The sequence below is a fragment of the Methylococcus sp. EFPC2 genome, assembly GCF_016925495.1.
In the GTDB taxonomy this organism is placed as follows: domain Bacteria; phylum Pseudomonadota; class Gammaproteobacteria; order Methylococcales; family Methylococcaceae; genus EFPC2.
Map to the genome: position 1 here is coordinate 100688 of NZ_CP070491.1, position 25237 is coordinate 125924.

The 25237-nt window shown below is 61.4% G+C and carries 25 protein-coding genes; 21 read left to right on the forward strand and 4 right to left on the reverse strand.

The window, feature by feature from the left end; translation table 11 throughout:
* Positions 1–39: 39 nt before the first annotated feature.
* The gene (rpsT, locus tag JWZ97_RS00425; RefSeq protein WP_205432533.1) at positions 40–318 is read right to left on the reverse strand and encodes a 30S ribosomal protein S20; all 279 of its coding nucleotides are present in this window, start codon (positions 316–318) and stop codon (positions 40–42) included.
* 177 nt (positions 319–495) lie between these two features.
* Between rpsT and murJ the strand changes: the two genes are divergently transcribed.
* The 10 genes from murJ (at position 496) to JWZ97_RS00475 (ending at position 13559) form a co-directional block, all read left to right on the forward strand.
* The gene (gene murJ, locus JWZ97_RS00430) at positions 496–2031 is read left to right on the forward strand and encodes a murein biosynthesis integral membrane protein MurJ (RefSeq protein WP_240342410.1); all 1536 of its coding nucleotides are present in this window, start codon (positions 496–498) and stop codon (positions 2029–2031) included.
* Between the two features lie 2 nt (positions 2032–2033).
* On the forward strand, positions 2034–2975 hold the full coding sequence (ribF, locus tag JWZ97_RS00435; RefSeq protein ID WP_205432535.1) for a bifunctional riboflavin kinase/FAD synthetase: 942 nt from the start codon (positions 2034–2036) through the stop codon (positions 2973–2975).
* Positions 2976–2992: 17 nt separating this feature from the next.
* Complete coding sequence (gene ileS, locus JWZ97_RS00440) at positions 2993–5812, forward strand: isoleucine--tRNA ligase (protein WP_205432542.1); 2820 nt, start codon at positions 2993–2995, stop codon at positions 5810–5812.
* A gap of 9 nt (positions 5813–5821) precedes the next feature.
* A complete protein-coding gene (lspA, locus tag JWZ97_RS00445) occupies positions 5822–6295 on the forward strand; it encodes a signal peptidase II (protein WP_205432544.1) in 474 nt (157 codons plus the stop codon).
* A gap of 392 nt (positions 6296–6687) precedes the next feature.
* Positions 6688–7353 carry a response regulator transcription factor gene (locus tag JWZ97_RS00450; RefSeq protein ID WP_205434486.1) on the forward strand — a complete coding sequence of 222 codons (666 nt, stop codon included), beginning with the start codon at positions 6688–6690 and terminating at the stop codon, positions 7351–7353.
* Positions 7350–8684 carry a sensor histidine kinase gene (locus JWZ97_RS00455; protein ID WP_205432547.1) on the forward strand — a complete coding sequence of 445 codons (1335 nt, stop codon included), beginning with the start codon at positions 7350–7352 and terminating at the stop codon, positions 8682–8684. The genes JWZ97_RS00450 and JWZ97_RS00455 overlap by 4 nt, the downstream gene beginning before the upstream one ends.
* 1141 nt (positions 8685–9825) lie before the next feature.
* Complete coding sequence (locus tag JWZ97_RS00460) at positions 9826–10911, forward strand: hypothetical protein (RefSeq protein ID WP_205432549.1); 1086 nt, start codon at positions 9826–9828, stop codon at positions 10909–10911.
* 31 nt (positions 10912–10942) lie between these two features.
* Complete coding sequence (locus tag JWZ97_RS00465; RefSeq protein WP_205432551.1) at positions 10943–12085, forward strand: hypothetical protein; 1143 nt, start codon at positions 10943–10945, stop codon at positions 12083–12085.
* A gap of 22 nt (positions 12086–12107) precedes the next feature.
* The gene (locus JWZ97_RS00470; RefSeq protein ID WP_205432553.1) at positions 12108–12575 is read left to right on the forward strand and encodes a hypothetical protein; all 468 of its coding nucleotides are present in this window, start codon (positions 12108–12110) and stop codon (positions 12573–12575) included.
* 276 nt (positions 12576–12851) lie between these two features.
* Complete coding sequence (locus tag JWZ97_RS00475; protein ID WP_240342411.1) at positions 12852–13559, forward strand: hypothetical protein; 708 nt, start codon at positions 12852–12854, stop codon at positions 13557–13559.
* Positions 13560–13904: 345 nt separating this feature from the next.
* On the opposite strand, the gene plsY is transcribed toward JWZ97_RS00475, so the two are convergent.
* Positions 13905–14498, reverse strand: coding sequence for a glycerol-3-phosphate 1-O-acyltransferase PlsY (plsY, locus tag JWZ97_RS00480; protein WP_205432555.1), 594 nt, complete (start codon positions 14496–14498; stop codon positions 13905–13907).
* A gap of 96 nt (positions 14499–14594) precedes the next feature.
* Between plsY and folB the strand changes: the two genes are divergently transcribed.
* The 3 genes from folB to JWZ97_RS00495 are packed head-to-tail and all read left to right on the forward strand — an operon-like array spanning position 14595 to position 15947.
* Positions 14595–14960: a dihydroneopterin aldolase gene (gene folB, locus JWZ97_RS00485; protein WP_205432556.1), complete on the forward strand. Its 366-nt coding sequence runs from the start codon at positions 14595–14597 to the stop codon at positions 14958–14960.
* Entirely contained in the window at positions 14953–15465 is a 513-nt protein-coding gene (gene folK / locus JWZ97_RS00490; protein ID WP_205432558.1) for a 2-amino-4-hydroxy-6-hydroxymethyldihydropteridine diphosphokinase, read from the forward strand. The genes folB and folK overlap by 8 nt, the downstream gene beginning before the upstream one ends.
* Entirely contained in the window at positions 15462–15947 is a 486-nt protein-coding gene (locus JWZ97_RS00495; RefSeq protein WP_205432560.1) for a glutathione peroxidase, read from the forward strand. Before folK ends, JWZ97_RS00495 begins: the two co-directional genes overlap by 4 nt.
* A gap of 280 nt (positions 15948–16227) precedes the next feature.
* Here the strand turns inward: JWZ97_RS00495 and JWZ97_RS00500 are convergent, their stop codons facing one another.
* Both JWZ97_RS00500 and JWZ97_RS00505 read right to left on the reverse strand, forming a co-directional pair.
* The gene (locus JWZ97_RS00500; RefSeq protein WP_205432562.1) at positions 16228–17412 is read right to left on the reverse strand and encodes an ATP-binding protein; all 1185 of its coding nucleotides are present in this window, start codon (positions 17410–17412) and stop codon (positions 16228–16230) included.
* Between the two features lie 213 nt (positions 17413–17625).
* The gene (locus tag JWZ97_RS00505) at positions 17626–17835 is read right to left on the reverse strand and encodes a response regulator transcription factor (RefSeq protein ID WP_205432563.1); all 210 of its coding nucleotides are present in this window, start codon (positions 17833–17835) and stop codon (positions 17626–17628) included.
* 281 nt (positions 17836–18116) lie between these two features.
* Here JWZ97_RS00505 and pqqA point away from each other — a divergent pair, with 281 nt between their 5' ends.
* The 8 genes from pqqA (at position 18117) to JWZ97_RS00545 (ending at position 25237) form a co-directional block, all read left to right on the forward strand.
* Positions 18117–18191 carry a pyrroloquinoline quinone precursor peptide PqqA gene (gene pqqA, locus JWZ97_RS00510; protein WP_205434488.1) on the forward strand — a complete coding sequence of 25 codons (75 nt, stop codon included), beginning with the start codon at positions 18117–18119 and terminating at the stop codon, positions 18189–18191.
* Positions 18192–18355: 164 nt separating this feature from the next.
* A complete protein-coding gene (locus tag JWZ97_RS00515; RefSeq protein ID WP_205432566.1) occupies positions 18356–19342 on the forward strand; it encodes a PQQ-dependent catabolism-associated beta-propeller protein in 987 nt (328 codons plus the stop codon).
* A 298-nt stretch (positions 19343–19640) separates the two neighbouring features.
* On the forward strand, positions 19641–21443 hold the full coding sequence (locus JWZ97_RS00520) for a methanol/ethanol family PQQ-dependent dehydrogenase (RefSeq protein WP_205432568.1): 1803 nt from the start codon (positions 19641–19643) through the stop codon (positions 21441–21443).
* Between the two features lie 120 nt (positions 21444–21563).
* A complete protein-coding gene (gene moxJ, locus JWZ97_RS00525; RefSeq protein WP_205432570.1) occupies positions 21564–22433 on the forward strand; it encodes a methanol oxidation system protein MoxJ in 870 nt (289 codons plus the stop codon).
* Positions 22434–22466: 33 nt separating this feature from the next.
* Positions 22467–22937 carry a cytochrome c(L), periplasmic gene (moxG, locus tag JWZ97_RS00530; RefSeq protein ID WP_205432572.1) on the forward strand — a complete coding sequence of 157 codons (471 nt, stop codon included), beginning with the start codon at positions 22467–22469 and terminating at the stop codon, positions 22935–22937.
* A 22-nt stretch (positions 22938–22959) separates the two neighbouring features.
* Complete coding sequence (locus JWZ97_RS00535) at positions 22960–23238, forward strand: methanol dehydrogenase [cytochrome c] subunit (protein ID WP_205432574.1); 279 nt, start codon at positions 22960–22962, stop codon at positions 23236–23238.
* A gap of 128 nt (positions 23239–23366) precedes the next feature.
* Entirely contained in the window at positions 23367–24386 is a 1020-nt protein-coding gene (locus tag JWZ97_RS00540; protein WP_205432575.1) for a MoxR family ATPase, read from the forward strand.
* Positions 24387–24391: 5 nt separating this feature from the next.
* A complete protein-coding gene (locus tag JWZ97_RS00545; protein WP_240342412.1) occupies positions 24392–25237 on the forward strand; it encodes a hypothetical protein in 846 nt (281 codons plus the stop codon).

The window sequence follows — 25237 nt, forward strand, 5'->3', positions numbered from 1 at the left end:
GGCGACCGGATAGTCGCCCGCTCCGGCGAAGGCGTGAACTTAGGCGGCGGCCTTGAGTGCGAGCGCCTTGACGCGTGCGTTCAAGCGGCTCTTGCTGCGGTCGGCCTTGTTCTTGTGGATCAGGCCCTTGTTGACCGAGGTATCGATCACGGGCACGGCTTCGCGAAATGCGGCCTGGGCCAGTTCGAGATTACCGGCTTCGACTGCGAGGATGACTTTCTTGACGAAAGTGCGCAGGCGGCTGCGGGCCGATGCATTGTGAGCACGATGCTTCTCCGCCTGGACGGCGCGCTTTTTTGCGGATTTGATGTTAGCCAAGGGACGACCTCAAACAAGGGGTTGGTCAAAAATTTAAAGGAGTATTTTGGTTGATGCCCATGAGCGATGTCAACCTTTCATCCCCGATATCAACTAGGCGGGGGAAGCGCATCACATTATAATCGCGCGCTTTTGGGCCAGCGGGTGCGAGAGGGCAATGCTCTGAGCGGGCAACTCATGAAATCGACGGCGGTTGTGGGGCTCATGACCCTGGTTTCACGCGTGCTCGGCTTTTTGCGGGACATGGTCATCGCCCGGCTGTTCGGCGCCGATGCGGCCACGGATGCCTTTTTCGTGGCCTTCCGCATACCCAATTTCCTGCGCCGCTTGTTCGCCGAAGGTTCTTTCGCCCAGGCCTTCGTGCCCTTGCTCGCCGGTCACGGCGAGGATAGGGACGGCTTTCGCCGCCTGATCGACCGGGCCACCGGCGCGCTGGCCTTGCTGTTTCTGTTGGCCACGCTGGCCGGTGTGGTGCTGGCTCCGGTATTGATCCTGGTATTCGCGCCCGGTTTCCTGGACCAGCCCGGCCAGCTCGATCTGGGCAGCCGGCTGCTGCAAATCACATTTCCCTATCTGTTCTTCGTGGTGCTGACGGCTTTTGCCGGAGCCATTTTGAATGCCGCGGGTCGCTTCGCCGTGCCCGCCTTCACGCCGGCCCTGCTCAATCTGAGCATGATCGCCGCCGCGATCTGGCTGGCGCCGCACCTGGCCGAGCCCGTGTCGGCCCTGGCCTGGGGCGTATTGCTGGCAGGCTTGGCGCAGCTGGTCTTGCAGATCCCGTTTCTGGCCGCCGCCGGCTTGCTGCCCAGGCCCAGGATCGATTTCCGCGATGCGGCGGTGCGCAGCCTGCTGAAGCGCATGGGGCCGGCCATCTTCGGCGTTTCGGTGACGCAGGTGAATCTGCTGGTCGATACCTTGCTGGCCTCTTTCCTGATGTCCGGCTCCGTGTCCTGGCTTTATTACTCCGACCGGCTGGTGGAGTTCCCTTTGGGCATCTTCGGGGTCGCGCTGGGCTCGGCCATCCTGCCCCAATTGTCCAAGACCCATGTGCAGAAAGACCCGCGGCGTTTTTCCCATACCCTGGATTGGGGCCTGCGCTGGGTGTTGCTGATAGGTCTGCCGGCTACCGTCGGGCTGTTGGTATTGGCCGAACCTTTGATGGCTACCCTGTTCCGTTACGACGAATTCGGCGAGCGCGACGTTCTCATGGCGAGCCGCAGCCTGAAAACCTACGCGTCGGGGCTGGTCGGATTCATCGCCGTGAAGATCCTGGCGGCGGGTTACGGCGCCCGCCACGATTTACGCACCCCCGTGCGCTACGGGATTTATGCGATGCTGGCCAACGCCTTGCTCGGTCTGGGGTTTACGCTGGCGCTCGCACCGCGGGGCTGGGGTCATGCCGGATTGGCACTGGCCACCGCGCTGGCGGCCTTGCTGAATGCCGGTTTGCTGCTGGGCGGGCTGATAAGGGCGAGGATCTATCGTCCACTGGACGGCTGGGGACTGTTCCTGTCGCGCGTGATACTCGGCAATGTCCTCATGGGATGGCTGCTGACGCAGGCCGCTGGGGGCCTGCCCTGGCTGGAATGGGGGGCGAGCGAACGGGTGCTGCAATTGGGGCTTTGGATCGGCGCCGGCGGGGGAGCCTATTTCCTGGCGCTGGCCGTACTGGGCTTGCGCCCCATCCACCTGCAAACGCGCGAGGCGATATAGGCATGCGGCTCGCGCGCGGAATCCGCCATATCGATCTGCCGCCCGGCGGCTGCGTCGCCACCATAGGCAATTTCGACGGCGTACATATCGGCCACAGGGCCGTGATCGAGAATCTGGCTGCGGAAGGCCGGCGTCTGGGCCTACCGGTCGTCGTCGTGCTGTTCGAACCCCAGCCGCGCGAATTTTTCGAGCCCGCCACGGCGCCGGCCCGGCTCATGAATTTGCGGGAGAAGCTGATCGCGCTGGCCCAACTGCCGCTGGACTGGGTGCTGCTGCTGCGCTTCGATCATGCCCTGGCGAACATGAGTGCGGAGGGTTTCATCCAGCGCATTTTGATCGACACCTTGCGCGTCAAGCGCCTGGTGATCGGCGACGACTTCCGTTTCGGCCGCGGTCGCACCGGCGATTTCTCCGCCCTGGTGCGGGCCGGGGTGGAGGCCGGATTCGCCGTCGAGGATACCGAATCCGTCCTGCTGGACGGCGTGCGGGTCAGCAGCACCTGGATCCGCGAGGCCCTGGCGGCGGGCGACATGGCGCGCGCCGAACGCTTGCTGGGCCGGCCCTATGCCTTGTGCGGCCGGGTCGGACCGGGTGCGATGCTGGGCCGCCAACTAGGATTTCCCACCGCGAACATCCGCTTGGACCGCAAAAACTCTCCTGTGCGGGGCGTGTTTGCCGTTACAATGACCGGTGCCGCCGACCGCACCCTGACCGGCGTCGCCAACGTCGGTGTGCGGCCCACCGTCGATCGGGGGCCTACCCTCTTGCTCGAAACCCATTTGTTCGACTTCGCCGGCGACTTGTACGGGCGCCGGGTGTATGTCCGTTTCCATCACAAACTGCGCGACGAGCGCCGCTTCGCCGACGTCCGCGCCCTGGCCGAGCAGATTGCCCGGGATGCCGAGGGCGCGCGGGCGTATTTCGCGACTCACACTATCAGATAAACCGCCGGAACAGACCTATGGACTACAAAGCCACGCTGAATCTACCCGCCACCGACTTCCCGATGAAGGGCAATCTGCCGCAACGCGAGCCGGAGCAGTTGGACATTTGGCGTGAGAAGGCGCTGTATTCCAAGATCCGCCAGGCGACCGAAGGGCGGACGAAGTTCATCCTGCACGACGGCCCGCCCTACGCCAACGGCGAGATCCACATCGGCCATGCGGTCAACAAGGTGCTCAAGGACATCATCGTCAAGAGCAAGACGCTGGCGGGATTCGACGCGCCCTATGTGCCGGGCTGGGATTGCCACGGTCTGCCGATCGAGCTGATGGTGGAGAAGAAGCTCGGCAAGGCCGGCGTGCAGATCGAGCCGGCAGAATTCCGCCGCGCCTGCCGGGCCTATGCGGAAGAGCAGGTCGGCCTGCAACGCGACGAGTTCGTCCGTCTCGGGGTGTTCGGCGATTGGGACAACCCTTATCTGACGATGAATTACGCCTTCGAGGCCGACATCATCCGCGCATTGGGCAAAATCTGTGCGAACGGCCACCTGATCAAGGGCGCCAAGCCGGTGCACTGGTGTACCGATTGCGGTTCCGCCCTGGCCGAAGCCGAGGTGGAATATGAGAACAAGCGATCGCTGACCATAGACGTGCGCTTCCGCGTGGTCGACGAGCATGCGGCGATCAAGCGCTTCCATCCTGCCGACGGGCAGGGCGGGCAAGGGCCCCTGTCCGTGGTGATCTGGACCACCACGCCCTGGACCCTGCCGGCCAATCAGGCGGTGGCGCTCAATCCGGAACTCGATTATGCCGTCGTGCAACTGGAAGAATCCGGCGAACGCCTGATTCTGGCCGAAGCGCTGATCAAGGACGTGCTGGTGCGCTACGGCATCGAAAAATACCGCGTGGTCGCCTATTGCAAGGGCGCCGCGCTGGAAGGCCTGTTGCTGAAGCATCCTTTCCTCGACCGCGAGGTGCCCGTCATCCTGGGCGATCACGTGACGCTGGAAGCGGGTACCGGCGCGGTTCATACCGCACCCGGCCACGGCCAGGAAGACTATGCGGTCGGCCTCAAATACAAGCTGGCCGTGGAAAACCCGGTGGGCGACGACGGCAAGTTCCTGCCCGGCACGCCTTTTTTCGCCGGCCAGCACGTGATGACCGCCAATCCCCAGGTGGTCGAGGTGCTCAAGGATCATGGCGCGCTCCTGCACACCACCAGCATCGAGCACAGCTATCCGCATTGCTGGCGCCACAAGACGCCGGTGATTTTCCGCGCCACCCCGCAATGGTTCATCGCCATGGACGAGAACGGCCTGCGCGCCCAGGCGCTGGAAGAGATCGCCCGGGTGCAGTGGCTGCCGGACTGGGGCCAGGCCCGCATCGAAGGCATGGTGGGCAACCGGCCGGACTGGTGCGTCTCGCGCCAGCGCAATTGGGGCGTGCCCATCGCCTTGTTCGTGCACAAGCAGACCGGCGAGCTGCATCCCGACACGCTGGCCTTGATCGAGCAGGTCGCGCAGCGCGTGGAACAGAGCGGCATCGAAGCCTGGTTCCAGCTCGATCCCGCCGAGTTGCTGGGCGCGGACGCGGAAAACTACAGCAAGGCGAGCGATACGCTGGACGTCTGGTTCGATTCCGGCGTCACGCACCATGCGGTGCTGGCGCGCCGGCCCGAACTGCAATTCCCGGCCGATCTCTACCTGGAAGGCTCCGACCAGCACCGCGGCTGGTTCCAGTCCTCGCTGCTGGCTTCCGTGGCGATCAGCGGCCAGGCGCCTTACAAGCAGGTATTGACCCACGGTTTCACGGTCGACGCCCAGGGCAAGAAGATGTCCAAGTCCAAAGGCAACGTGGTCGCACCGCAGAAAGTGGTCAAAACCCTGGGCGCGGACGTGCTGCGCCTGTGGGTGGCGGCCACCGACTACCGCGCCGAGATGAGCGTCTCGGACGAGATCCTCAAGCGCACTTCCGACGTCTATCGCCGTTTGCGCAATACCGCGCGCTATCTGCTTTCCAATCTGAACGGCTTCGATCCCGCTACGGATCTCGTTTCCGCCGAGAGGCTGCTGCCGTTGGACCGCTGGGCGGTCGACCGCGCCTGGCAGTTGCAGCAGGACGTGATTGCCGCCTACGAAACCTACCAGTTCCATCTGGTTTATCAGAAGGTCCACCACTTCTGTTCGGTGGATCTCGGCAGCTTCTATCTCGACGTCACCAAGGACCGGCAATACACCGCCAAGGGCGACAGCCTGGCGCGGCGTTCCACCCAGACCGCCATGTACCATCTGGCGGAAGCCCTGACCCGCTGGCTGGCACCCATCACGCCGTTCACCGCGGACGAAATCTGGCGCTTTCTGCCGGGCGCGCGCGCCGAATCCGTGTTCCTGAGCGGCTGGTACGAAGGACTCTATGCCCTGGATGACGCCGCGGCATTGAACCGGGCCTATTGGGACGTCGTGCTGGCGGTGCGCGAAGCGGTGAGCAAGGAACTGGAAGTCTTGCGCGTGCGTGGCGAAATCGGCTCCTCCCTGGATGCCGAGGTCGAGCTCTTTGCAGCCCCGGCGCTCCACGAGCAACTGGCCAAGTTGGAAGACGAGCTCCGCTTCGTGTTCATCACCTCATATGCCAAGGTCTCGCCGGCCGCCGAAGCGCCGGCCGACGCCTTGCCGACCGAGGTCGAGGGGCTGCAATTGAAGCTCAAGGCGAGCGCACACACCAAGTGCGTGCGTTGCTGGCACCATAGGCACGACGTGGGCGCGAACGCCGAGCATCCGGAACTGTGCGGCCGCTGCGTGGAAAACGTCGCCGGTGCGGGCGAAAGCCGCCGCTACGCCTGAGGCCCGCCCATGCTCAAATGGCTATGGCTGTCGGTGCTGGTGATCGCGCTCGATCAGGCGACCAAGTTGCTGGTCGATCACTCGCTGGCACTTTACGACAGCATCCCGCTGGTTCCGTCCTTCCAACTCACCTATTTGCGCAACACGGGGGCGGCATTCAGCTTTCTGAGGGATGCCGGGGGCTGGCAGCGTTGGTTCTTCATCACGCTGGCCGGTGTCGCCAGCGTGGGCATCTCCGTCTGGCTCAAGCGTCTGCCTAGCGATCGTCGTTGGGAAGCCGGCGCCTGGGCCTTGGTGCTGGGCGGCGCCTTGGGCAATCTGATCGACCGCGTGGCCTACGGCTACGTCATCGATTTCCTGGACGTCTATTACGGCGAGTGGCACTTCCCGGCATTCAACGTCGCCGACTCGGCCATCACCGTGGGCGTCGGTATGTTGCTGATCGATGCCTATCTGACGGCCCGGAAAGATCAGGTCGGCTAAGGTAATAGAAGTGTGGAACGGAGGGGGGGTGAGGATATGTCCGCTACGGCCGTAATTTCCCCGCTTCCCGCTTCGCAGATGAATTCAGCGAACATCTTTGCGCTGGCGGGAAGTCTGAACAGCTGGGCCGCTTCCGCAAGCATGGAAGATTCGGCGGTCAACCGCCAGCCCTATGGCTTGGTGCGTGCCTTAGGGCGGCTCGCCACGACTTCGGCCCAAGGCGTCAGCACGCACGCCGGGCCATCGAGACGGCCGGTATGGCGATTGGCTACCCTGGCTTCGAGCCAGTCGATGCCGAGCAGGTGGCTTGAATGAAAGTCGGGTTACGGCTGTGATCGATCTACTGGGCTAGTCCTGACCGAAGTGGGGATTAGAGAATAGGAGAATTAGCCATTCGCCTGCTATTGATCGAAGATGACCCCGTGTTGAGCGCTTCGCTGCAGACCGACCTCGAGCGCTCCGGTTTCGTCGTGGATATGGCCGCCGACGGTGAAACGGGCGAATTCCTCGGCGCGACCGAAAGCTACGATGCCGCCATACTGGACTTGGGCCTGCCCAAACTGCCGGGGCTGGAAGTCTTGCGCCGCTGGCGCGCGGCCGACAATGCCCTGCCGGTTATTATTCTGACCGCCCGGGATGCTTGGTATGAAAAAGTGGACGGGCTTAAGGCCGGTGCCGACGATTATCTCGGCAAGCCTTTCCACATCGAGGAACTGATCGCGCGTCTGCAGGCCATGCTGAAACGTCGGGCCGGCCTGGTTCATCCCCAACTCGAAATGTACGGGATCAAGCTGGATGAGGAGCGGCAGACCGTCACCATCGACGGCACGAAGATCATGCAGCTAACCGCCCTCGAATTCCGTTTGCTGCGTTATTTCATGCTGCATCCGCGCAAGGTGCTGTCAAAGGCGCATCTGGTGGAGCACGTCTACGGGCGCGAAATCGATCCCGACAGCAACGTCCTGGAGGTCTACATCAACCGGCTCCGGCGCATGCTCGACAAGGATCTCATCACCACCCGCCGAGGCCAGGGCTACGTGTTCGGACACGAACCATGAGGTCGTTGCGAGGCCGGCTTAACCGCGGACTCGTTGCCATCCTCGTGATCGTGTTCGCTTCGCAATGGCTATTAGGAAGCTATGCCACGCGCCTCGTGGTCGAGCATGAAATGCTCACCCGCCTCGAACACGACGGCGACTCCCTGCTGTCATCCTTCGAAGTGGGACAAGACGGAGCGATCCGATTCGACACCCACCGGCTGGGACTGATCTACGAACAAACCTATTCCGGCCATTACTTGGACATCCATGCCGATGGCCAGGTGTTCCATTCGAGGTCATTGGCGGATGAACACATGGCGGTCGAGCCTTTGGCGCCGGGGCAGCGGCGCCAATACCATTGCGTAGGCCCAGAAGGCCAGCCCCTGCTGGTACTTGCCCGTGGGCTCGCCCTGCAGGGCCAAAACATCACCCTCACGGTGGCGGAGGAACTGACGGCCATCGACCACGAGATCGCCAGCCTGAGTCTCGGATACCTGGTGCTCAGCACAAGCCTGCTTCTCGTCGCCATCATCTGGCAGCGCCTGGATGTGCGGCGTGCCCTGCGACCGTTGTCCGAGCTACGGCGAGACCTCTTGGCCATCGCCCGCGGCGAGAGTTCGCGTATCGCTTCCGACGCTCCGGCGGAAATCCGGCCGCTGGTGGATGAAATCAACCGCTTGCTGGTTCTGACGGCACGCCGCCTCCAGCAATCGCGCACCGCAGTTGGCAACCTGGCCCACGCCCTCAAAACCCCCCTCGCCATCCTGTTCCGGATTGCTGCCGATTCGAGGTTAGAAGCAACGCCTGATCTTGCCCGACATTTACTGGAGCAATCCACCACCATACACCGGCGGATCGAACGGGAACTGAAACGGGCTCGCTTGGCAGGCGCCGGTAGTTCCGGTGCCCTGTTCAATCCGGGGGAGGAACTCCCCGTCCTGGTCCAAGTTCTGGAAAATGTCTACCTGGAAAAAAATCTGGCCGTCGAAGTGGTCGCGCCGTGCCAATTGTTTCCCTATGATCGCGAAGACCTGCTTGAACTGATCGGCAATCTGGCCGACAACGCCTGCAAATGGGCGGAGGGGAAAGTTCACATCCATGTTGCCTGCCAAGACGGCTTCACGGTCAACGTGGAGGACGACGGGCCCGGCTGTACGCCCGACAAGATCGCACAGCTGAGTCAACGGGGTCTCCGCCTGGATGAATCGAAACCCGGCCACGGGCTCGGCCTGGCCATTGCTCGCGACATCGCCGAATTCTACGGTGGTGATCTCGAATTCGGCCGGTCGGAGTCCTTGGGTGGTCTTTCAGTTCGGGTTTTCTTGCCGATGCCACCCGCGATCGCCTAGAAACCGTCACTCTTGAAACAGACGGCCGGTCAAACAAGCCGATAAAAGCGCTTCGGGAAGCCTTGGGATACAAGCGGCAGGTCGAAACGGAGGCCAACAGTCGCGGGCGCGACTTCAGCGATCTCGCAGCCGAACCCGGTCTCAGGTTCTTAAGGCGTGTGCAATTTACACGGGTGCACGGTAACGCCGTTTGGAGCCGGACGGGCCGAAGGCCTACCTATCTTCTTCCCTCATCGTTCATCATCTTCGGTTGCGCAGAACAGCCCGCTACTCCCCGTTTTTAAGCTTGAATTTAACTTCATGTGGTAAATCGTACGTCCCATAGGGAGTAACTAGGATCTGTTCCGCCACGGTTTCATGGCATCCCGCTCTACATAGAAAGTTAAGACGCCATGAACATGTTCTTCGCTACGTTTGCACAAATCGCCGCTTCTTCTGCCGCGTCCGCGGTACACGCATTGACCCTGCAGTTCGCTCCGCCCCTCCTGTCCGCCCTTACAGCCTCATGGTTCTGGCCGTATCGGTCCGGAGATGACCCGCTCTAATTTCCGTAAGGGCAAAACCTCATCGGAGCCACCCCGATCGAGATCGGGGACACGTCCGATCCAGTGGCACAGCCTCAGCCAAGGAACCGCCTGCATCACGGGTTGCAGCGGATGTGTCGTTCCGAATGGAGACAAGGTAAGCATCGTCCCGCATAGCCGCCAACATGGTGAATAAAGAAATTATGCAAAGCTCAGTTCCCGTTTTAGTACTAGCTCGGTTGCGCGCGACCTCAATGGCTTGCTTATGCGTCGCAGCACTGACAATCGGTATCGACATCCAGGCTGCGCCGGCAGCCGGTTGGTCGGGCACCTCGACGATCTCCCCGGCCCTACAGCCGGACCCGACGCGCGGTTCCCAGTTGAACGATGTTGCGGTCAACGCCAGCGGCCTCACGGTGGCGGCATGGGATCAGAACAACTTTTACGCCCCTGTTTCCGCCAGTATCGGCGTTGCCATCCAATCCGGGGGACGATGGGGCGCTCCCTGCACATTCTCCGGCACTTCGATCCCCGATCGAAATCCCGATGGAAGCAGTCCGGGAAGAGCCGACAACCTGACATGCGCGCCTAGCATGTCAGGCGTCACGAACTTTTCCATGACTCCGAAAGTCGCCGTAGGCGCCGACGGCACCCTGGCGGTCTCCTGGACCTACCAAAACGCCAACTTGACAGGCCAGAAGGTCCAGGTTGCGGTACGACCGGCGGGTTCAACGAGCTGGACAGGCTACACGCTTGCGACGTTTACGCCCGGCGGTGTCGCGATCACGCGCTCGGTTCCGGTCGCTGTCGATGACAACGGCAACGTGACCGCGGTATGGAACGTGTGGAACGGGACCGGCAACGAGGTGCAAACCGCCACATTGCCGGCCGGCAGTAACACCTGGTCGAGACCGACCACGATCTCTGCTTCGGGCCACGACGGGCTTTATTTCAGCCTGGCGGTAAACGCGCGGGGCGACGCGGGAGTTGTATATACGCTTTCACCTTACACCACCTATTCGACGGGAACCGCGGCGTACTATGTGTCCCGCACGGGCCCGTATGGGCTCTGGAGCAATAGTCCGGTACAGGTCTCTGAGACCATCATGTCCTGGGTGGGCTACGTGACGAACCCGCAGGTGGCGGTTGATGCCTACGGCTTGGCTACCGTGATCTATATGGGCAACGGTCTGGAGGCAACGCGCGAAGTCTCGGCAAATTCTTGGACTGCCCATCGCCCCATCATCCAGACCAACATCAGCGGGGCGAGCTACATGAGCCCTGATCTGGCCGTGGACAACAACGGTAATGCCGTCGTCGCTCTCTCGATTTTCGATCCGACCGTCGGCGTGGATCGGGCCTCCGTCTGGGTTAGCCAAGGCGATGCCGGCGGCAACTGGACGCAGGCGCAACGCATCACCGACCCGACGGTGCCGGTGGACGCCTACGCCACGCGTGTCGCGGTGTCGCCGAACGGCGCACAGCAGTTAGTGGGCTGGATAGACCACTACCACGGCAGCGCCCAAGTCGCTCAATGGACCGCCAACGGCTGGAACACGACCACGCTGGGTCGCGGGACGGCGTTTGCTTCCTTCCAGGAGGTGTTAGGCCTGGATGCCGGTTCCGGAGCCGTGGCGCGTGCCATCTGGAAGAGTTCGAGTTCGAAGGGCGGTACCAGGATCGTGGCTACCAACTATCGCTGAGTAATCGCGAACGCCGCTCGGCACGCCTTTAATGATCGCTGAACCGGGCTCCCGGCTTGGGCCTGGGCCAGCACTCCATGAGACAAGAAAGATGGTTATGACCGCTAATTCGATCGAAACGATTCATTCCGCCAAGTTCGCCCTGCTGTCAGGTGCGCTGTGCGCCCTCGCTGCGCCCGCCGCTTCGGCCGTCGGGGTCAGCGTCCAGGAGATCGGTTCTCCGGGGCCGGCGATGCGCATGAGCAGCAACGGCAGAGTGGCCGGTTTTTATGTTGCCAAATGCACGACACTCAGCTCGCAGCCCAAGCGAACCATTTGTTACAACGCGCCTTGGTTGTTCGACGGTCAACGCGTGAGCAAGCTCAGCGGTCTATGGCCTAGTAATGCAAACGCCATGGCGGTTGCGGTCAATGACGCGGGTGAGCTGGTTGGCGCAGATCTCACGGGCGCTTGGTTCTATTCAAACGGTAACGTCGACTATGCCGACAGCTCGACCAGCGGTACGAGTAGCACCCGATTGGCCGCGCTTAACAATAACGGCGTCGCGGTCGGGATGTCTTACGTTTCCGGCGTCTACCGGCCCGTCACCTATCAGTTTAACGGGGTCGCTTCGCCTGTCCTAGCCTCCGGATACGCCACCGTCGACATCAACGACGTGGGCATGATCACCGGTTGGTTCAAGAACGGCAATGTCGAGCAAAGCTTCGTGGCCGATGCCTTAGGCAACATCACCCCGATTCCCAATCTGGACCCCCTCATCAACTGCCGTCCTGCGCGCATCAGTCAGGCCAATAACGGCAATGTCTGGGTGGTGGGCAACTGCGCGGGCAATCGGCCTTTCCGCTACGAGCTAACCAGCGGCACCTTGACCGAGTTGAGCTTCGCAGGCAGCAGCAACCTGAGCGCAGCATCCATCAATAGCCGGGGCGAGGCGGTCGGCAGCGCGGTCAAGCCCGGCGCCTTCGCGCCAGACGGCTACACCGCTCTGGTCTGGTTGAGCGATCCGGCCAGTCCAACCGATCTGAACGCAAACCAGGCTTTCGCCCCCGCATCGGCAAAGGGAGTCGCCTGGAACGTTCACGCCACCGACATCAATGAAGCCGGTACCGTGCTGACCGGCTACAACGATATGAGCGGAAATTTCTACACGTTCCTGTTAACGCTTATTCCTTGATTAGACAGAGGAAATCAGTGCCATGACTAACGTCCGCGTCCGTTCCTTTATCCGCGCAGCCGGTGCCGCAATGCTGGTGGTGGCCGCAGCCTCGCCCGGCGCGTCTTACGCCGACGGCTTCCACTTCTATAGCATTTGTCGCGCCGATCCAACGGCAAACAAGAACACCGTCACCGTGACCTTGCGTGGCCCGGATGTCCTCAACCCCGACGGCACGACGGTCTCTCAGACCTTCGCGGACTTGGCAGGCGTAACGGTCAATGCACTGTGGACCTATGTCGACTACCGACAAAACCACGCCGTTTTCAAGTACCGGCAAGACTCCTGCGTCACTCAAAGTGACGGTTCTTGTACTTTCAACGGCGGAAGTGGACGTGCCCGCTGGCAGCTATCCGAAGTCGTCGGTTACAACCTGAGTTCGCCGGCGTTCGAAACGGATCCGGCTCAAGCCCCCAACTGCCCGAATACCCTCATGATCGATTTCTGGTGAGCATTCTTGCATCCCGTCGGCGGCGAGACGCGTCAAACGGTCCCTATCCTGTCAAGGCATCTATTCCGTCCGCAGCCAGTATGCGCAGGTATTTCTTTTTCTCCAGATCAGGAGCCGGAACCAAAGCCGCGGATTTCCCCGTTTAGCAAAGAATAGGGGTTTCGTCTTTTAAGCTTGAATTTAACTTCAGGTTTTATATTACGGACCAGGGAAACAGATCTTCAACCAAGGCTTATAGGTTCCAGTAACATTTTTCCATAAAGCGAGTTAACAAATATGAAAAGCACCAACCTTTTATCCGTAGGCGTTGCTGGATTTTTGGCTGTGGCAGTGCAAGGTGCGCCGGTTTGGGCGGCTACTGGCGTGCAAGTCGGAGCCAGCGGAAAAACCTACGCATCGAGCGGAGTGCAATGTGCCCTCCATCCGACTATAGGCATGGCGCCCTTGGCAAAGGCTGGGCTATATAACCCGAAACAAAGTTCGACTGCCCTCGTGTCGCTCAATGGCAGCGGTGTAGCCAACGTTACATTCTTTGCTCCGGACGCCGATGTTTGGCTCGCGAATGGTGCCAACACGGTAGTCGTGGCACTCAATAGGCGCACGGCGGATACTTATGCATTCGACGCTTCATTATCGTATCCCGGCCAACCGAATATGTGCATCCCGGATACCTCTGGCAATACCGTGAGTGCTGACCTGGAAACCGCCTTCAGCGGTCGTTCATCCGCCACCGTGACACCGGGTTGCGCATGGAATCCACTCACCGGTGGGCCGCAGCCCTATATAAACCTTTTTGACAACGGTGCTTACCTACTGAATGTTTCCGTCAATAACGTGCCGCTGACGCAGCTTAACGGCACAACCCGCCGGCATACCCCCGTTTTTCTTAGCGCTGGTCTGAACGTCATCTCAGCCGCCTATGGCGCCCTATCTACCGACTATTACGTACGCGACGGTGGCGATGGCACCTGTGTATTACCGTAGGCAGCGGGTAGCGTAACCTGTAAGAGCAAGGCATCCCCCCTGTAATGATTTGGATGCGGGTGCCTTGCTGCCCTGATTTCCTGGGTTTGTGCAAGGTCGCTTCGGGGCGGTTTGGCTCAACTGCGCATCCTGTGCCATCGCCATGTCCGGTTTCTTTCTCGCCGCTATGTCGCACGATGACCTTGCCTTCGGCATAGCGGCCTTGCGGCGTTAGTACCTCTCCACCCAGGCTTTGAACCCGGGTTTGATTTCCGTTTGCTTTCCTCCCTGGGCATCTCGTTGCCCAGGGCCTAATCCCCCGGCCGAATTTGGGCGCCGATTCAGCTTATCTACGAAACCACGAAATCAGGACTTCTTCTGACCTATGCGGCTTTCCTCGCCCTTGAGGATGCGGCGGATGTTGTCCTGGTGGCGCCAGATCAGCAGCACGCTCATGACTACCGTCACGCCGACCAGCGCGGGTGAACCCACCAGCGCCCATACATAGGCCGGCGCCAGGGCCGCGGCGACCAGGGCCGCGAGCGAAGATATGCGGCTGAGCCAGGCTACCACCAGCCAGGTCCCCAGGACGGCCAAGCCTATGGTCCAGGAAAAGCCGCCCAGCACGCCCAGCGCGGTCGCCACGCCCTTGCCGCCCTTGAAGCCGAAAAAGACCGGATAGAGATGGCCGAGGAAGGCCGCCAGCCCCACCGCCGCCAGGATTTCTGCGGAAACACCCAAACTCACCGCGATCAATACCGGGATCAGGCCTTTCAGCGCGTCGCCCAGCAGGGTGATGATGGCCGCCTTCTTGCCGCCCAGACGCAGGACATTGGTCGCCCCCGGATTCTTCGAGCCCTGCTCTCGCGGGTCGGGCAGGCCCATCAGCCGGCTGACGATGACCGCGCTGGAGACGGAACCCAACAGATAGGCGGCAGGAACGAGCAGCCATAGCGACATGAATTTCTCCGGATGGTTTAAGAGTGGGCGCGCGGCTTGTCCCGCCGCGGGGGTTTGTGATAACTATGCCGCCCACTTTGACTCTGTGAACGAACGATGGACATTATATTTCTGCGCGGCCTGCATATCGATACGATCATAGGCATCTATGACTGGGAGCGGGTGACCCGCCAGACCGTGGTGCTCGACCTGGAAATGGGTACGGACATCCGCAAGGCCGCGGCCAGCGATGCCATCGAAGACACCCTGGATTACAAGGCGGTGTCCAAGCGCGTCATTTCCTTCGTCGAGGAGTCCGGTTTCTTCCTGGTTGAAACCCTGGCCGAGCGCATCACCGATATCATCCGCCAGGAGTTTGGCGTACCCTGGGTCAGGCTGACCCTGAACAAGAAAGGCGCGATCAGCGGCGCCAGCGACGTGGGCATCATCATCGAACGCGGAGATAAATCCGGCCATGCCTGAAGTCTTTGTGAGTCTGGGCAGCAACGTGGAACGCGACCGGCACGTCCCGGCCGTCCTGCGCGAGTTGGGCAGCCTGTTCGGCCCCCTGACCCTGTCGAGCGTATATGAAAGCGAGGCCGTGGGTTTCCAGGGCGATCCTTTCTACAACCTGGTGCTGGCGTTTCATACCGAACGGCCGCCGCAGGATGTCGCTCGCGCGCTTTCCGAACTGGAAACGCTGCACGGCCGCACCCGCGACAGCCAGAAGTTCGCCCCGCGTCCCCTGGATCTGGATTTGATCCTCTACGGCGACGAAATCATCAGCGAAGGGAAGCTGCGCGTTCCGCGCGCGGATCTGACCGAATACGCCTTCATGCTGGAGCCCATGGCCGAGATCGCGCCGGACCGCGTGCATCCGGTGCTAGGCAAGACCTATCGTGATCTCTGGGCCGCCTATGACAAGGGCAAGGCCAAACAACAGCGCATCGTTCCACCCTGGCAGACCGAGCCGCAGGAGGCCCCGTGAGCAAACCGATATACGCGTTCAAGATTCCCGGCCTAACCGGCGGAGAGCTGAATTTCGCCGATTTCCGGGGCAAGGTGCTGCTGCTGGTCAACACCGCCAGCCAGTGCGGATTCACGCCGCAATACGCGGGACTGGAAGCGCTGCACAAGAAATACCGGGACCGAGGCCTGGTCGTCATCGGCTTTCCCTGCAACCAGTTCGGCGCCCAGGAGCCGGGCGATGCGCAAGCCATCGCCGCATTCTGCGAGAGCCACTATGGCGTGACTTTTCCCTTGACCGAAAAGATCGACGTCAACGGACCCAACGCCCACCCGATCTATCAATACCTCACCGGCGCGAAACCCGGCGTGCTGGGCACCGAGGCGATCAAATGGAACTTCACCAAGTTCCTCGTCGACCGCGAAGGTGAAGTGGTCGAACGCTACGCCTCCACCACCTCGCCGGAATCCATCGAAGCCGACATCGAGCGCAGTCTCGGCTGACTATGGGGCAAAACCGCCGAGGGTAGGGGCGGATGCCCGCCAGGGCGATCCGCCAATCAGGCAGCGAATAATAACCGTCTGAATGGCTTTCGCACCGGTCCTAGTCAAGCCATGGATGGGGTATCTTGTCCCGCTCCCATACGGCGGAATCTGATAGAGCCGGTTCCGTGTTACGGCCTTGCAAAATTGGAGGAGTCCGTATACGCCTTACGGCATTAGCAAGCGCGAATTTTTGCCGACCGACAATGTTGCTGATTTCCCCGGGTCTATCGTGGCCTACCTATGGATTCAGTGTGGGCATGATCCGCTTCATAAAGCCATCAAAAAGGGGAACCGTGAATGCCGTATCGCCATGGGACGGGCTATAGACCATGCCTTTTTCGATCAGCCGGCTACGGACGGGCGCGACGGCAGTGATCTTCTTGCCGAGAATTTCAGCAATATCGCCAGACCGATGCGGACCGGGGCCGAGTTCCGCCATGGCGCGCATATAGCGCTTCTCGGCGGGCGTTAGTCGATCGAAGCGGACACGAAAAAAGCTCGCGTCTAACTCGGCCAGTGCCACTTCAGTCGCTCGAACGGCGTCCCTCTGAGTGATGGGTGAAGTGTCGGCCTCTTCCCAGGCATGCTTACCCCACTCCTGCAGGAAGTAAGGGTAGCCTTCTGTGCGGAAAAGAATTTCCTCAATGGCATCGTCAGCGAACTCGACCTCTTCACTTTCGGCCGGCACACAGAGGGCGCGCCTCGCCGCGTCGCGTTCGAGGGGGCCAATCGGTACGAATTCAAAAAGGCGTTCCGCGTAGGATTTCGCCCGCCCCATTTGTGCCAGGAGCTGAGGCAAACCGGCTGCTACCATGGTGATAGGTAGCTGATTTTGATTGGCTCGGTGTAAAGCGCTGATGAGTGCGGCCAGTTGTTCTTCGGGGATATATTGCAGCTCGTCAATGAACATGACGACGGCCGTTTTGTCCTCTGCAGCGGCTTCGCCGACTGTAAGTAGAAGATCGGTTAGATCAGTTTCCAGATCACCGCTGTCGGCAAGCCCTGGCAGGGATTCGAAGTCGACGCTGAATTCGACATCCTCGTATTTCAGTTTCGCCGCCTTGGTAAACCCAGCCAGGGCTCGGAGTGCTTTCTGTAACGCGGTCTTGGCGGCGGCGCCGCGGCTCAGGCGGATGAGCGTCGTGCGCAACGCCGGCCCGAGTACGGAGGGTAATGAGCGGTCTTCAGGTGCCTCGAAACCCACGGGCACAAAGCCCTCCCGTTCCGAGGCTTGACGAATACGTTGCAGAAGGACAGTTTTACCGACCCCGCGTAGCCCGTATAAGACGACACTGCGTGCAGCACGACCCGCTCGTATTCGGTCGAGTGCGATCGACGCACGTTCGATGATCTCGTCTCGACCGGCCAGTTCGGGCGGTGGCGTGCCGGCGCCCGGTGCGTATGGGTTGCGTCTTGGGTCCATGTTTATATGGAAGTAAACAGATTTTAGCGTTTATTGATAATACTAGATAACTTCATTATAAACTGCTGTCAAGCCTGTCCGATGCGACCTGCCTGTAAAGGGCGGACTGTGTTTCCATCGAGAGGCGAGCCCGGATGCTGTATTGATGGGACAGATCGCTGGGCCTCAAGCCGCAATGCCGATATCTGAACGTGTGGGCGGAATGGCGCTCACTCAATGCTTGATGAGCCCTATCTGATAAGCCAGCCTGACCATCTCGGCGCTGGTGTTCACGGCGAGTTTGCCCTTGATCAGAGTCGCGTAGGTGGACACGGTCTTGAGCCCCAGGCGCAGTTCTTCGGCGACTTCGCGGGTGGTGTAGCCGCGCGCCAGCAGGCAGAAGATGTCGAATTCGCGCGCCGACAGGCTGTTGAGCACGCTCATGGCGTCGTTGCCGGTGGCCTTGGACAGCGCCCGGCGCTGGGCGATCTCCGGCTCTATGTAGCGCTGGCCGACCGGCTTCCACCAGGATGTTTGGCACGCACCACGGCATGGTCATAGACCAGCAATATCCGGGTGGTCTTCATTGCAATTTTCCTCTCGGGGAATATTTCAGGGCATCCCTAAGGAATCCTGCCCGTCTCGTCGTCTTGTTCGGGGCGTTGCATCGGCTTACGTTGATGATGCCGCCGCTGGGGCGGTTTAGTCGTCTACCGAGGTAAGCCATGAAATGGGAAACCCCCGCCTACATCGATCTGCGCTTCGGCTTCGAAGTCACGATGTATATCCATAACCGCTGAGCGATCGGCGTTTCCGGAACCGCTGCCACAGCGGTTTCTCTGCGTGTTCGCGGAGCGGCGGGCGTTCCCGCCGCCGCGATTTCCCTGTCCTTCGGTCCAATGCCGCCACTTCCGCGCCGCCCTTTCAGGCGGACGGCGGTAGCGCCTGCCTGTCAATACGCCTTATGAAAAGAAACCTGTTGTTCCTAAGCCTGATTTCCTTGATCGGCGCGGCCCGTGCCGATGTCGTTTATGTCAGCCTCGAGAAAGACGACGCGATCGCCGTTCTCGATGGTCTCAGCGGCGAACTCAAACGCACCGTCAAGCTCGGCAAGCGCCCGCATGGCCTCGCGCTGAGTCCCGACTATTCCCGTCTGTATGTGGCCAATGCGGGAGAAAATGCCATCGGCGTCCTGGACGCCGCGAGTCTGAAGCCCATAGGCGCTTTACCCGCGCTCAAAGACCCCAAGGTCTTCGCTCTAACGCCCGACGGCAAACGGCTGTTCGTCAGCAACGACGACGAGCAAAAGCTCGCGGTCATAGATATCGCGCAAAACAGCATCGTCAAGCAGATACCCGTCGCCATCGAGCCCGAAGGCGTTACCGCCAGCCCCGACGGCCGCTGGATCATCAATACCAGCGAGAGCGGCAACGTGGCGCAGTGGATCGATACGCAAAGCCTGGAGATCGTCGACCGCACGCCGGCAGACGGCCGTCCCCGTTCGTCCAGGTTTACCGATGACGGCCTGCAGCTTTGGGTCAGCTCGGAGACCGGCGGCACCGTGAGCGTCATCGACACGGCCAGCCGCAGTCTGGTGAAGAAACTGGAGTTCAAGTTGCCTGGCGTCGCTCCCGGCCTGGTCAAGCCGGTGGGCATACGCATTGACAAACAGCGGCGCTACGCCTACGTGGCCTTGGGCCGGGCCGATAGGGTGGCGGTGGTGGACGCGCAGAAGCTGGAGGTGCTGAGCTACATCGAGGTAGGCAAGCGGGTCTGGTTCCTGGAGTTTTCCCCGGACCAGAAGCGCCTTTACGCCGTCAACGGCCTGAGCGACGACCTGTCCATCATCGACCTTGATCAGCGCAGGACGGTCAAGACCGTCGCCGTCGGCCACGCTCCCTGGGGTATCGCCGTCAGGCCGGAAAGTATGGGACAGGCTAAGGCCGAATAGCGTACGGCCAACCTTCAAAGCCGACACGAACGCCGGGCGTATCAGTCCGGCGTTTTTTTTTGGGGGGGGCGGACGGGGAGCCTGACTCAGTTTCCACCGCACTCCCATGGGGGCGTGGGTAGTTTTCCCAATAGCATGATGCCCGTTTTCCCGACTCATGATGGAAGCTTTCCAGGACGCTGGGGGGTGTAATTCCGTATCCCGTCGGGAGGGCTACTGCCGAAAATGCCGGCCTCGTGATCGACACGATCCCAGGCGCTCCCGAAAGGGGCCGGTATAACCAAGACAGGAGGAAACTATGCACATTGCAAGACGGGCGCCCGCGTCTCTGACCGCCATTGCTACCGCTCTACTGGCCTTGATGGGCCAGGCACAGGCCAATCAAGACCTCGACAAATTGTCCCACGAAGACAAGAACTGGGTCATGCAGACCAAGGATTACGGTGCCACCCATTTTTCCCGGCTGAAGGAAATCAACGCCGACACCGTGAAGGATTTGAAGGTCGCCTGGACTTTCTCGACCGGCGTGCTGAACGGTCATGAAGGTGCGCCGCTGGTGGTCGACGGCATCATGTACATCCACACGCCGTTCCCCAACAACGTTTACGCCGTCGATCTCAACGACACCCGCAAGATACTCTGGCAATACAAGCCCAAGCAGAATCCGGCCGCTCGCGCCGTGGCCTGCTGCGACGTGGTGAACCGCGGTCTGGCCTATGCACCGGCTGGCGATCATGGCCCGGCCAAGATATTCCTGAATCAGCTCGATGGCCACGTGGTGGCGCTGAATGCCAAAACCGGCGAGGAGATCTGGAAGCTGGAGAACTCCGACATCACCGTGGGTTCCACCCTGACCGGTGCGCCCTTCGTGGTGAAGGACAAGGTGCTGGTCGGTTCCGCCGGCGCCGAGCTGGGCGTGCGCGGCTACGTCACCGCCTACAACATCAAGGACGGCAAGCAGGAATGGCGTGCTTACGCGACCGGCCCGGACGAGGATTTGCTGCTCGACCCCAAATTCAACGAACACAACCCGCACTATGGGCAGTTCGGCCTCGGCACCCAAACCTGGGAAGGCGACGCCTGGAAGATAGGCGGCGGCACCAACTGGGGCTGGTATGCCTACGATCCCAAGCTAGACATGATTTATTACGGTTCCGGCAACCCGGCGCCGTGGAACGAAACCATGCGTCCCGGCGACAACAAATGGACCATGACCATTTGGGGCCGCGACGCCGATACCGGCCGGGCCAAGTTCGGTTACCAGAAGACGCCGCACGACGAATGGGATTACGCCGGCGTCAACTACATGGGCCTGTCCGAGCAGGAAGTCAACGGCAAGCTGACTCCGCTGCTCACCCATCCGGACCGCAACGGCATCGTGTATACGCTCAACCGCGAAAACGGCGATCTGGTCAACGCGTTCAAGATCGACGATACCGTCAACTGGGTCAAGAAAGTGGATCTGAAGACCGGCCTTCCCATCCGCGATCCGGAATACAGCACTCGCATGGATCACGAAGCCAAGGGCATCTGCCCCTCGGCCATGGGTTATCACAACCAGGGACTCGAATCCTACGACCCGGACAAGAAGCTGTTCTTCATGGGCACCAACCATATCTGCATGGACTGGGAGCCCTTCATGCTGCCCTACCGCGCCGGTCAATTTTTCGTAGGCGCGACCTTGAACATGTATCCGGGACCCAAGGGCACCCTGGGCCAGGTCAAGGCACTTAACTCCGTCAGCGGCAAGATCGAATGGGAGATACCGGAGAAGTTCGCGGTCTGGGGCGGCACGCTGGCGACTGCGGGCAACCTGGTCTTCTACGGCACGCTGGACGGCTACATCAAGGCGCGCGACACCCGTACCGGCGAACTCAAGTGGCAGTTCCAGCTTCCGTCGGGCTCCATCGGCCATCCCATCACCTATGCGCATAACGGCAAGCAGTACGTCGCCATCTACAGCGGCGTGGGCGGTTGGCCGGGCGTCGGCCTGGTGTTCGACCTGAAGGACCCGACCGCGGGTCTGGGCGCGGTGGGCGCGTTCAAGGAGCTCGCCCACTTCACCCAGCAGGGCGGTTCGGTCTTCGTGTTCTCGCTGTAAGGCGTATTAACGGTAGGTCGGGTTAGGCATTAGCCGTAACCCGACATCGCCGATACGTCGGGTTACGCTGGCGCTAACCCGATCTACCCCTTCCGCATCGATTTACGAGGATAAGAACCCATGCGTCTGAAACGCATCGCTATTTTGGCCTTGGCGCTGCCCGTTATCGCGGGCGGTGCGCAGGCCGCCGCGCCGCTCAAGGTGTGCGCAGGGGAAAACGACCTGCCTTATTCGGACAAGAACAAGGCGGGCTTCGAAAACAAGCTGGCCGAGCTGATCGGCCAGGATTTGGGGCGGACGGTGGAATACGTTTGGTGGAGCGATCCGCGGCTTTTCATCCGCGATCAACTCGATCGGGGGCTCTGCGACGTAGTCATCGGCGTCGACGCGGGCGATCCCCGTTTGCTCACCACGTCGCCCTACTATCGGTCCGGCTACGTCTTCGTCGTCCGCAAGGACAAGGGGCTGAAGCTGGCAGATTGGGACGACGCCTACCTGAAAAAGGCAAACCGTATCGCCTTCGTGCCGGACACCCCGGCGGAAGCGATGATCCGCAAGATCGGACGTTACAACGATTTGTTCAATTACCAGCAGTCGCTGGTCGGCTTCAAGTCCAAACGCAACCAGTACATCCGCTTCGATCCGGAAAAGCTGGTGCAGGAAGTCGCCGGCGGAAATGCCGACCTGGCGGTGATCTGGGGCCCCCAGGCCGGCCGCTACGTCAAGCAGGCGGACAAGACCCTGGAATTGCGCGTGATACCGGATCATCAGGTACGCGCCGACGGCCAGAAGGTACCGCATCACTATTCCTCCGCCATCGGAGTGAGGAAGGGTGAAAAAGCCCTGGCGGCCGATATCGACCGCGTGTTGAAGAAGCGCAACGAGGAGATTCAAACCCTGCTCAAGGAAGAAGGCATCCCGTTGCTGCCGCTGGACGAGCCCGGCGCCAGAGCGGAAGGCAGCGGCGTCGACAAACAGAAAGCGGGCTAGGCGCCCCAAGCAGACATCGAGGAAAAATCATTCATGAAACGCAGAACGCTGACCGCACTCGCCTTGGGTGCGGCGCTGGCCGCCACGGCGGCATCCGCCGAGATCACCTTCCGCCATGCCATCACCGGCGAAACCCTGGATTTCGAATACGGCAAGAAGGGGGGCGATACCGAGGCTTTCAAGAAGTTCAAGCAAAGCGGCAAGAACCCTTACAACACCGACAAGGCCGCCATCGACAAAGGCCACAGTTTGTATCTGACGGCCTGTTCCGGCTGCCACGGCCACGAGGCCGAGGGCAAGCTGGGACCGGGGCTGGCGGACGACTACTGGACCTATCCGCGCGGCGCCACCGACGTGGGCTTGTTCGAAATCCTCTGGGGCGGCGCCCAGGGCATGATGGGCCCGCAATACACCAATCTGAACGCCGACGAGTTGCTGCAAATCATGAGCTTCCTGCGCAGCATCTACAAAGGCGATCCCGCCAAGGCCGAATGGCTCAAATAACCGACCACGACAGGAGCACGTCATGAAGGCAACGCTGAAAATTGTTTTACCCGCCCTGGTTCTCGCCGTATTGGCCGCATCCGCGCAGGCCTACGACGGTACCGTCTGCAAATCGGCCGGCAACTGCTGGCAGCCCAAGCCCGGCTTCCCGGAAAAGGTGGCCGGCAGCCAGTACGATCCCAAGCACGATCCCGCCGAGCTTAACAAGCAGCAGGAAGCGATCAAGGCGATGGAAGCGCGCAACGCCAAGCGGGTGGAGCAATACAACGCGACCGGCAAATTCAACTACAAGGTCGAATAAGCAGGCATGGGGCGGTGCCGGCTTTGCCGGGTTCCGCCGGATGGAGTTTGGCGGATCGCCCTGGCGGGCATCCGCCCTCCGATAGCCTGGACTTTCATCGTTAAGGCGAAGACGCCGGCCAATTTCTCATGACTCAAGACACACAGCTCGCCCAGGCGCGGGAGACAGCCCTACGCCTCGAAGAAAACCTGAACGCCATCGTGCTCGGACAAGCGCGCGCGGTGCGCTTGTTGCTGATTGCCGTGCACGCACGCGGCCATGCCTTGCTGGAAGGCGACGTGGGCATCGGCAAGACCACCTTGCTTCGCGGCCTGACCCGGGGGCTGGGGGGAGAAAGCGGCCGCATCGAAGGCAGCATGGACATGATGCCGACCGATTTGATCTATCACACCCAGCTAGACAGCCAGGGAAAACCCCGTGTCGAGCCCGGCCCCCTGCTGCGCCACGGCGAATCCCTGGCGACGTTCTTTTTCAACGAAATCAACCGCGCCCGTCCGCAGGTGCACGCCCAGTTGCTGCGCGTGATGGCCGAGCGCGCGGTCGGCGCATTCAACCGCGAATTCCGTTTTCCCCATTTGCTGGTGTTCGCCGACCGCAACCGGGTGGAAAAGGAGGAAACCTTCGAGCTGCCTGCGGCCGCCCGCGACCGCTTCATGATGGAGATACCGCTCGAATATCCCGCCGACGATACCAGTCTGGAAGCCGTCATGTTCGATCCCCGCTTTCACGATACCGACGCGCTGGTCGCCGAGGTTACGCCGGGCATCCTGCCCTATGCGGGCCTCAACGCGCTCGGCGCCCGATTGCAGCAGGCGGTGAACGCCAGCCCCAGGCTGCGCGCCTATGTGCTGGACCTGTGGAAGGCCAGCCACCATCCCGCCGATTACGGGGTGCAATTGCCCGACGCCGACGGCATCCCGCCGGTACAAGTGGGTGCCAGCCCGCGCGGCATGAGTTTGCTGATACGCGCCGCCCGCGTGCATGCCTGGCTGGCTGGCCGCACCTCCGTGCTGCCGGAGGACGTGCAGGCCGTTTTCCCTTCGGTGATAGGGCACCGTTTGACATTGGACCCGATGCTGGAATATCGCCGGGCCGCGCTGGTACCGGTGCTGGTCAACAAACTGCTGAATGCCGTCGCTGCTCCGTGATGCCCGTGCCTGAAATCGATTACCGCCTCAAGGATCGCGCACGCGGCCTACGCGCCGGCGCGCATCGCGGCGCGCACAGCGGATCGGGCTGGATATTCCAGGATTGGGCGCCTTTTCTCGCCCATCCCGACGGCCGTCGCCTGGATTTGCGGCGCAGTCTGGTCGATCCGCTGGAGACCTGCTGGGTGCGCCGATATCGGCAGCCTACCCGGATTCCGGTCTGGGTGGTGGCCGACTTGTCGGGCTCCATGGGTTATCGGGGCAACATCCGCAAGCTCGGTTTCCTGGCCGATTTGGTGGAATCCCTGGCTTATTCCAGCTATCGCCTCGGCGACCGGTTCGGCTTCGTCGGCTGCGCCGAACGCCCATTGAGCGCGCTTCATGTTCCCGCCCATCGCGGCCTGGCCGCGGCTTTGACGCTGGCCGCGCGTCTGCGCGACTGGGTGCCGTCCGGCAGCCACGCGCGAGGCTTGGCGGAATGCGCGCCGTATTTGTCGCAACATCGAGGGCTGGTATTTCTGATCTCCGACTTCCACCTGCCGGTAGGGACGATACGGCTGGTGTTCGAGCGTTTGCATCATCACGATCTGGTGCCGGTGGTGCTATGGGATGAGGCCGAACAGGGCCGGCAGTCCAGCGGAACCGGGCCGCGGCGGGTGGTCGACCTGGAAGGCGGCGGCGAACGTGTGTTATGGCTCCGCGGCGAACTGCGCCGGCGCCTGGAGTCGGCTTTCGAAGACCGCCGGCAGCGCCTGCAGGCTCTGGCCCGTGCACGCGGCTGTCAGCCCTTGTTCGTCGAAGGCGCGTTCTCGGCGGATGCGTTCAACCGCTATTTTGCGTGGCGTTCATGA

Excerpts from the sequence above, each read along its gene's own strand:
- murJ (WP_240342410.1), top strand. The coding sequence starts at position 496 with ATGAAATCGACGGCGGTTGTGGGGCTCATGACCCTGGTTTCACGCGTG.
- ribF (WP_205432535.1), top strand. The coding sequence starts at position 2,034 with ATGCGGCTCGCGCGCGGAATCCGCCATATCGATCTGCCGCCCGGCGGC.
- ileS (WP_205432542.1), top strand. The coding sequence starts at position 2,993 with ATGGACTACAAAGCCACGCTGAATCTACCCGCCACCGACTTCCCGATG.
- lspA (WP_205432544.1), top strand. The coding sequence starts at position 5,822 with ATGCTCAAATGGCTATGGCTGTCGGTGCTGGTGATCGCGCTCGATCAG.
- JWZ97_RS00455 (WP_205432547.1), top strand. The coding sequence starts at position 7,350 with ATGAGGTCGTTGCGAGGCCGGCTTAACCGCGGACTCGTTGCCATCCTC.
- JWZ97_RS00460 (WP_205432549.1), top strand. The coding sequence starts at position 9,826 with ATGACTCCGAAAGTCGCCGTAGGCGCCGACGGCACCCTGGCGGTCTCC.
- JWZ97_RS00465 (WP_205432551.1), top strand. The coding sequence starts at position 10,943 with ATGATCGCTGAACCGGGCTCCCGGCTTGGGCCTGGGCCAGCACTCCAT.
- JWZ97_RS00470 (WP_205432553.1), top strand. The coding sequence starts at position 12,108 with ATGACTAACGTCCGCGTCCGTTCCTTTATCCGCGCAGCCGGTGCCGCA.
- JWZ97_RS00475 (WP_240342411.1), top strand. The coding sequence starts at position 12,852 with ATGAAAAGCACCAACCTTTTATCCGTAGGCGTTGCTGGATTTTTGGCT.
- plsY (WP_205432555.1), bottom strand. The coding sequence starts at position 14,498 with ATGTCGCTATGGCTGCTCGTTCCTGCCGCCTATCTGTTGGGTTCCGTC.
- folB (WP_205432556.1), top strand. The coding sequence starts at position 14,595 with ATGGACATTATATTTCTGCGCGGCCTGCATATCGATACGATCATAGGC.
- folK (WP_205432558.1), top strand. The coding sequence starts at position 14,953 with ATGCCTGAAGTCTTTGTGAGTCTGGGCAGCAACGTGGAACGCGACCGG.
- JWZ97_RS00500 (WP_205432562.1), bottom strand. The coding sequence starts at position 17,412 with ATGGACCCAAGACGCAACCCATACGCACCGGGCGCCGGCACGCCACCG.
- JWZ97_RS00505 (WP_205432563.1), bottom strand. The coding sequence starts at position 17,835 with ATGAGCGTGCTCAACAGCCTGTCGGCGCGCGAATTCGACATCTTCTGC.
- JWZ97_RS00515 (WP_205432566.1), top strand. The coding sequence starts at position 18,356 with ATGAAAAGAAACCTGTTGTTCCTAAGCCTGATTTCCTTGATCGGCGCG.
- JWZ97_RS00520 (WP_205432568.1), top strand. The coding sequence starts at position 19,641 with ATGCACATTGCAAGACGGGCGCCCGCGTCTCTGACCGCCATTGCTACC.
- moxJ (WP_205432570.1), top strand. The coding sequence starts at position 21,564 with ATGCGTCTGAAACGCATCGCTATTTTGGCCTTGGCGCTGCCCGTTATC.
- moxG (WP_205432572.1), top strand. The coding sequence starts at position 22,467 with ATGAAACGCAGAACGCTGACCGCACTCGCCTTGGGTGCGGCGCTGGCC.
- JWZ97_RS00535 (WP_205432574.1), top strand. The coding sequence starts at position 22,960 with ATGAAGGCAACGCTGAAAATTGTTTTACCCGCCCTGGTTCTCGCCGTA.
- JWZ97_RS00540 (WP_205432575.1), top strand. The coding sequence starts at position 23,367 with ATGACTCAAGACACACAGCTCGCCCAGGCGCGGGAGACAGCCCTACGC.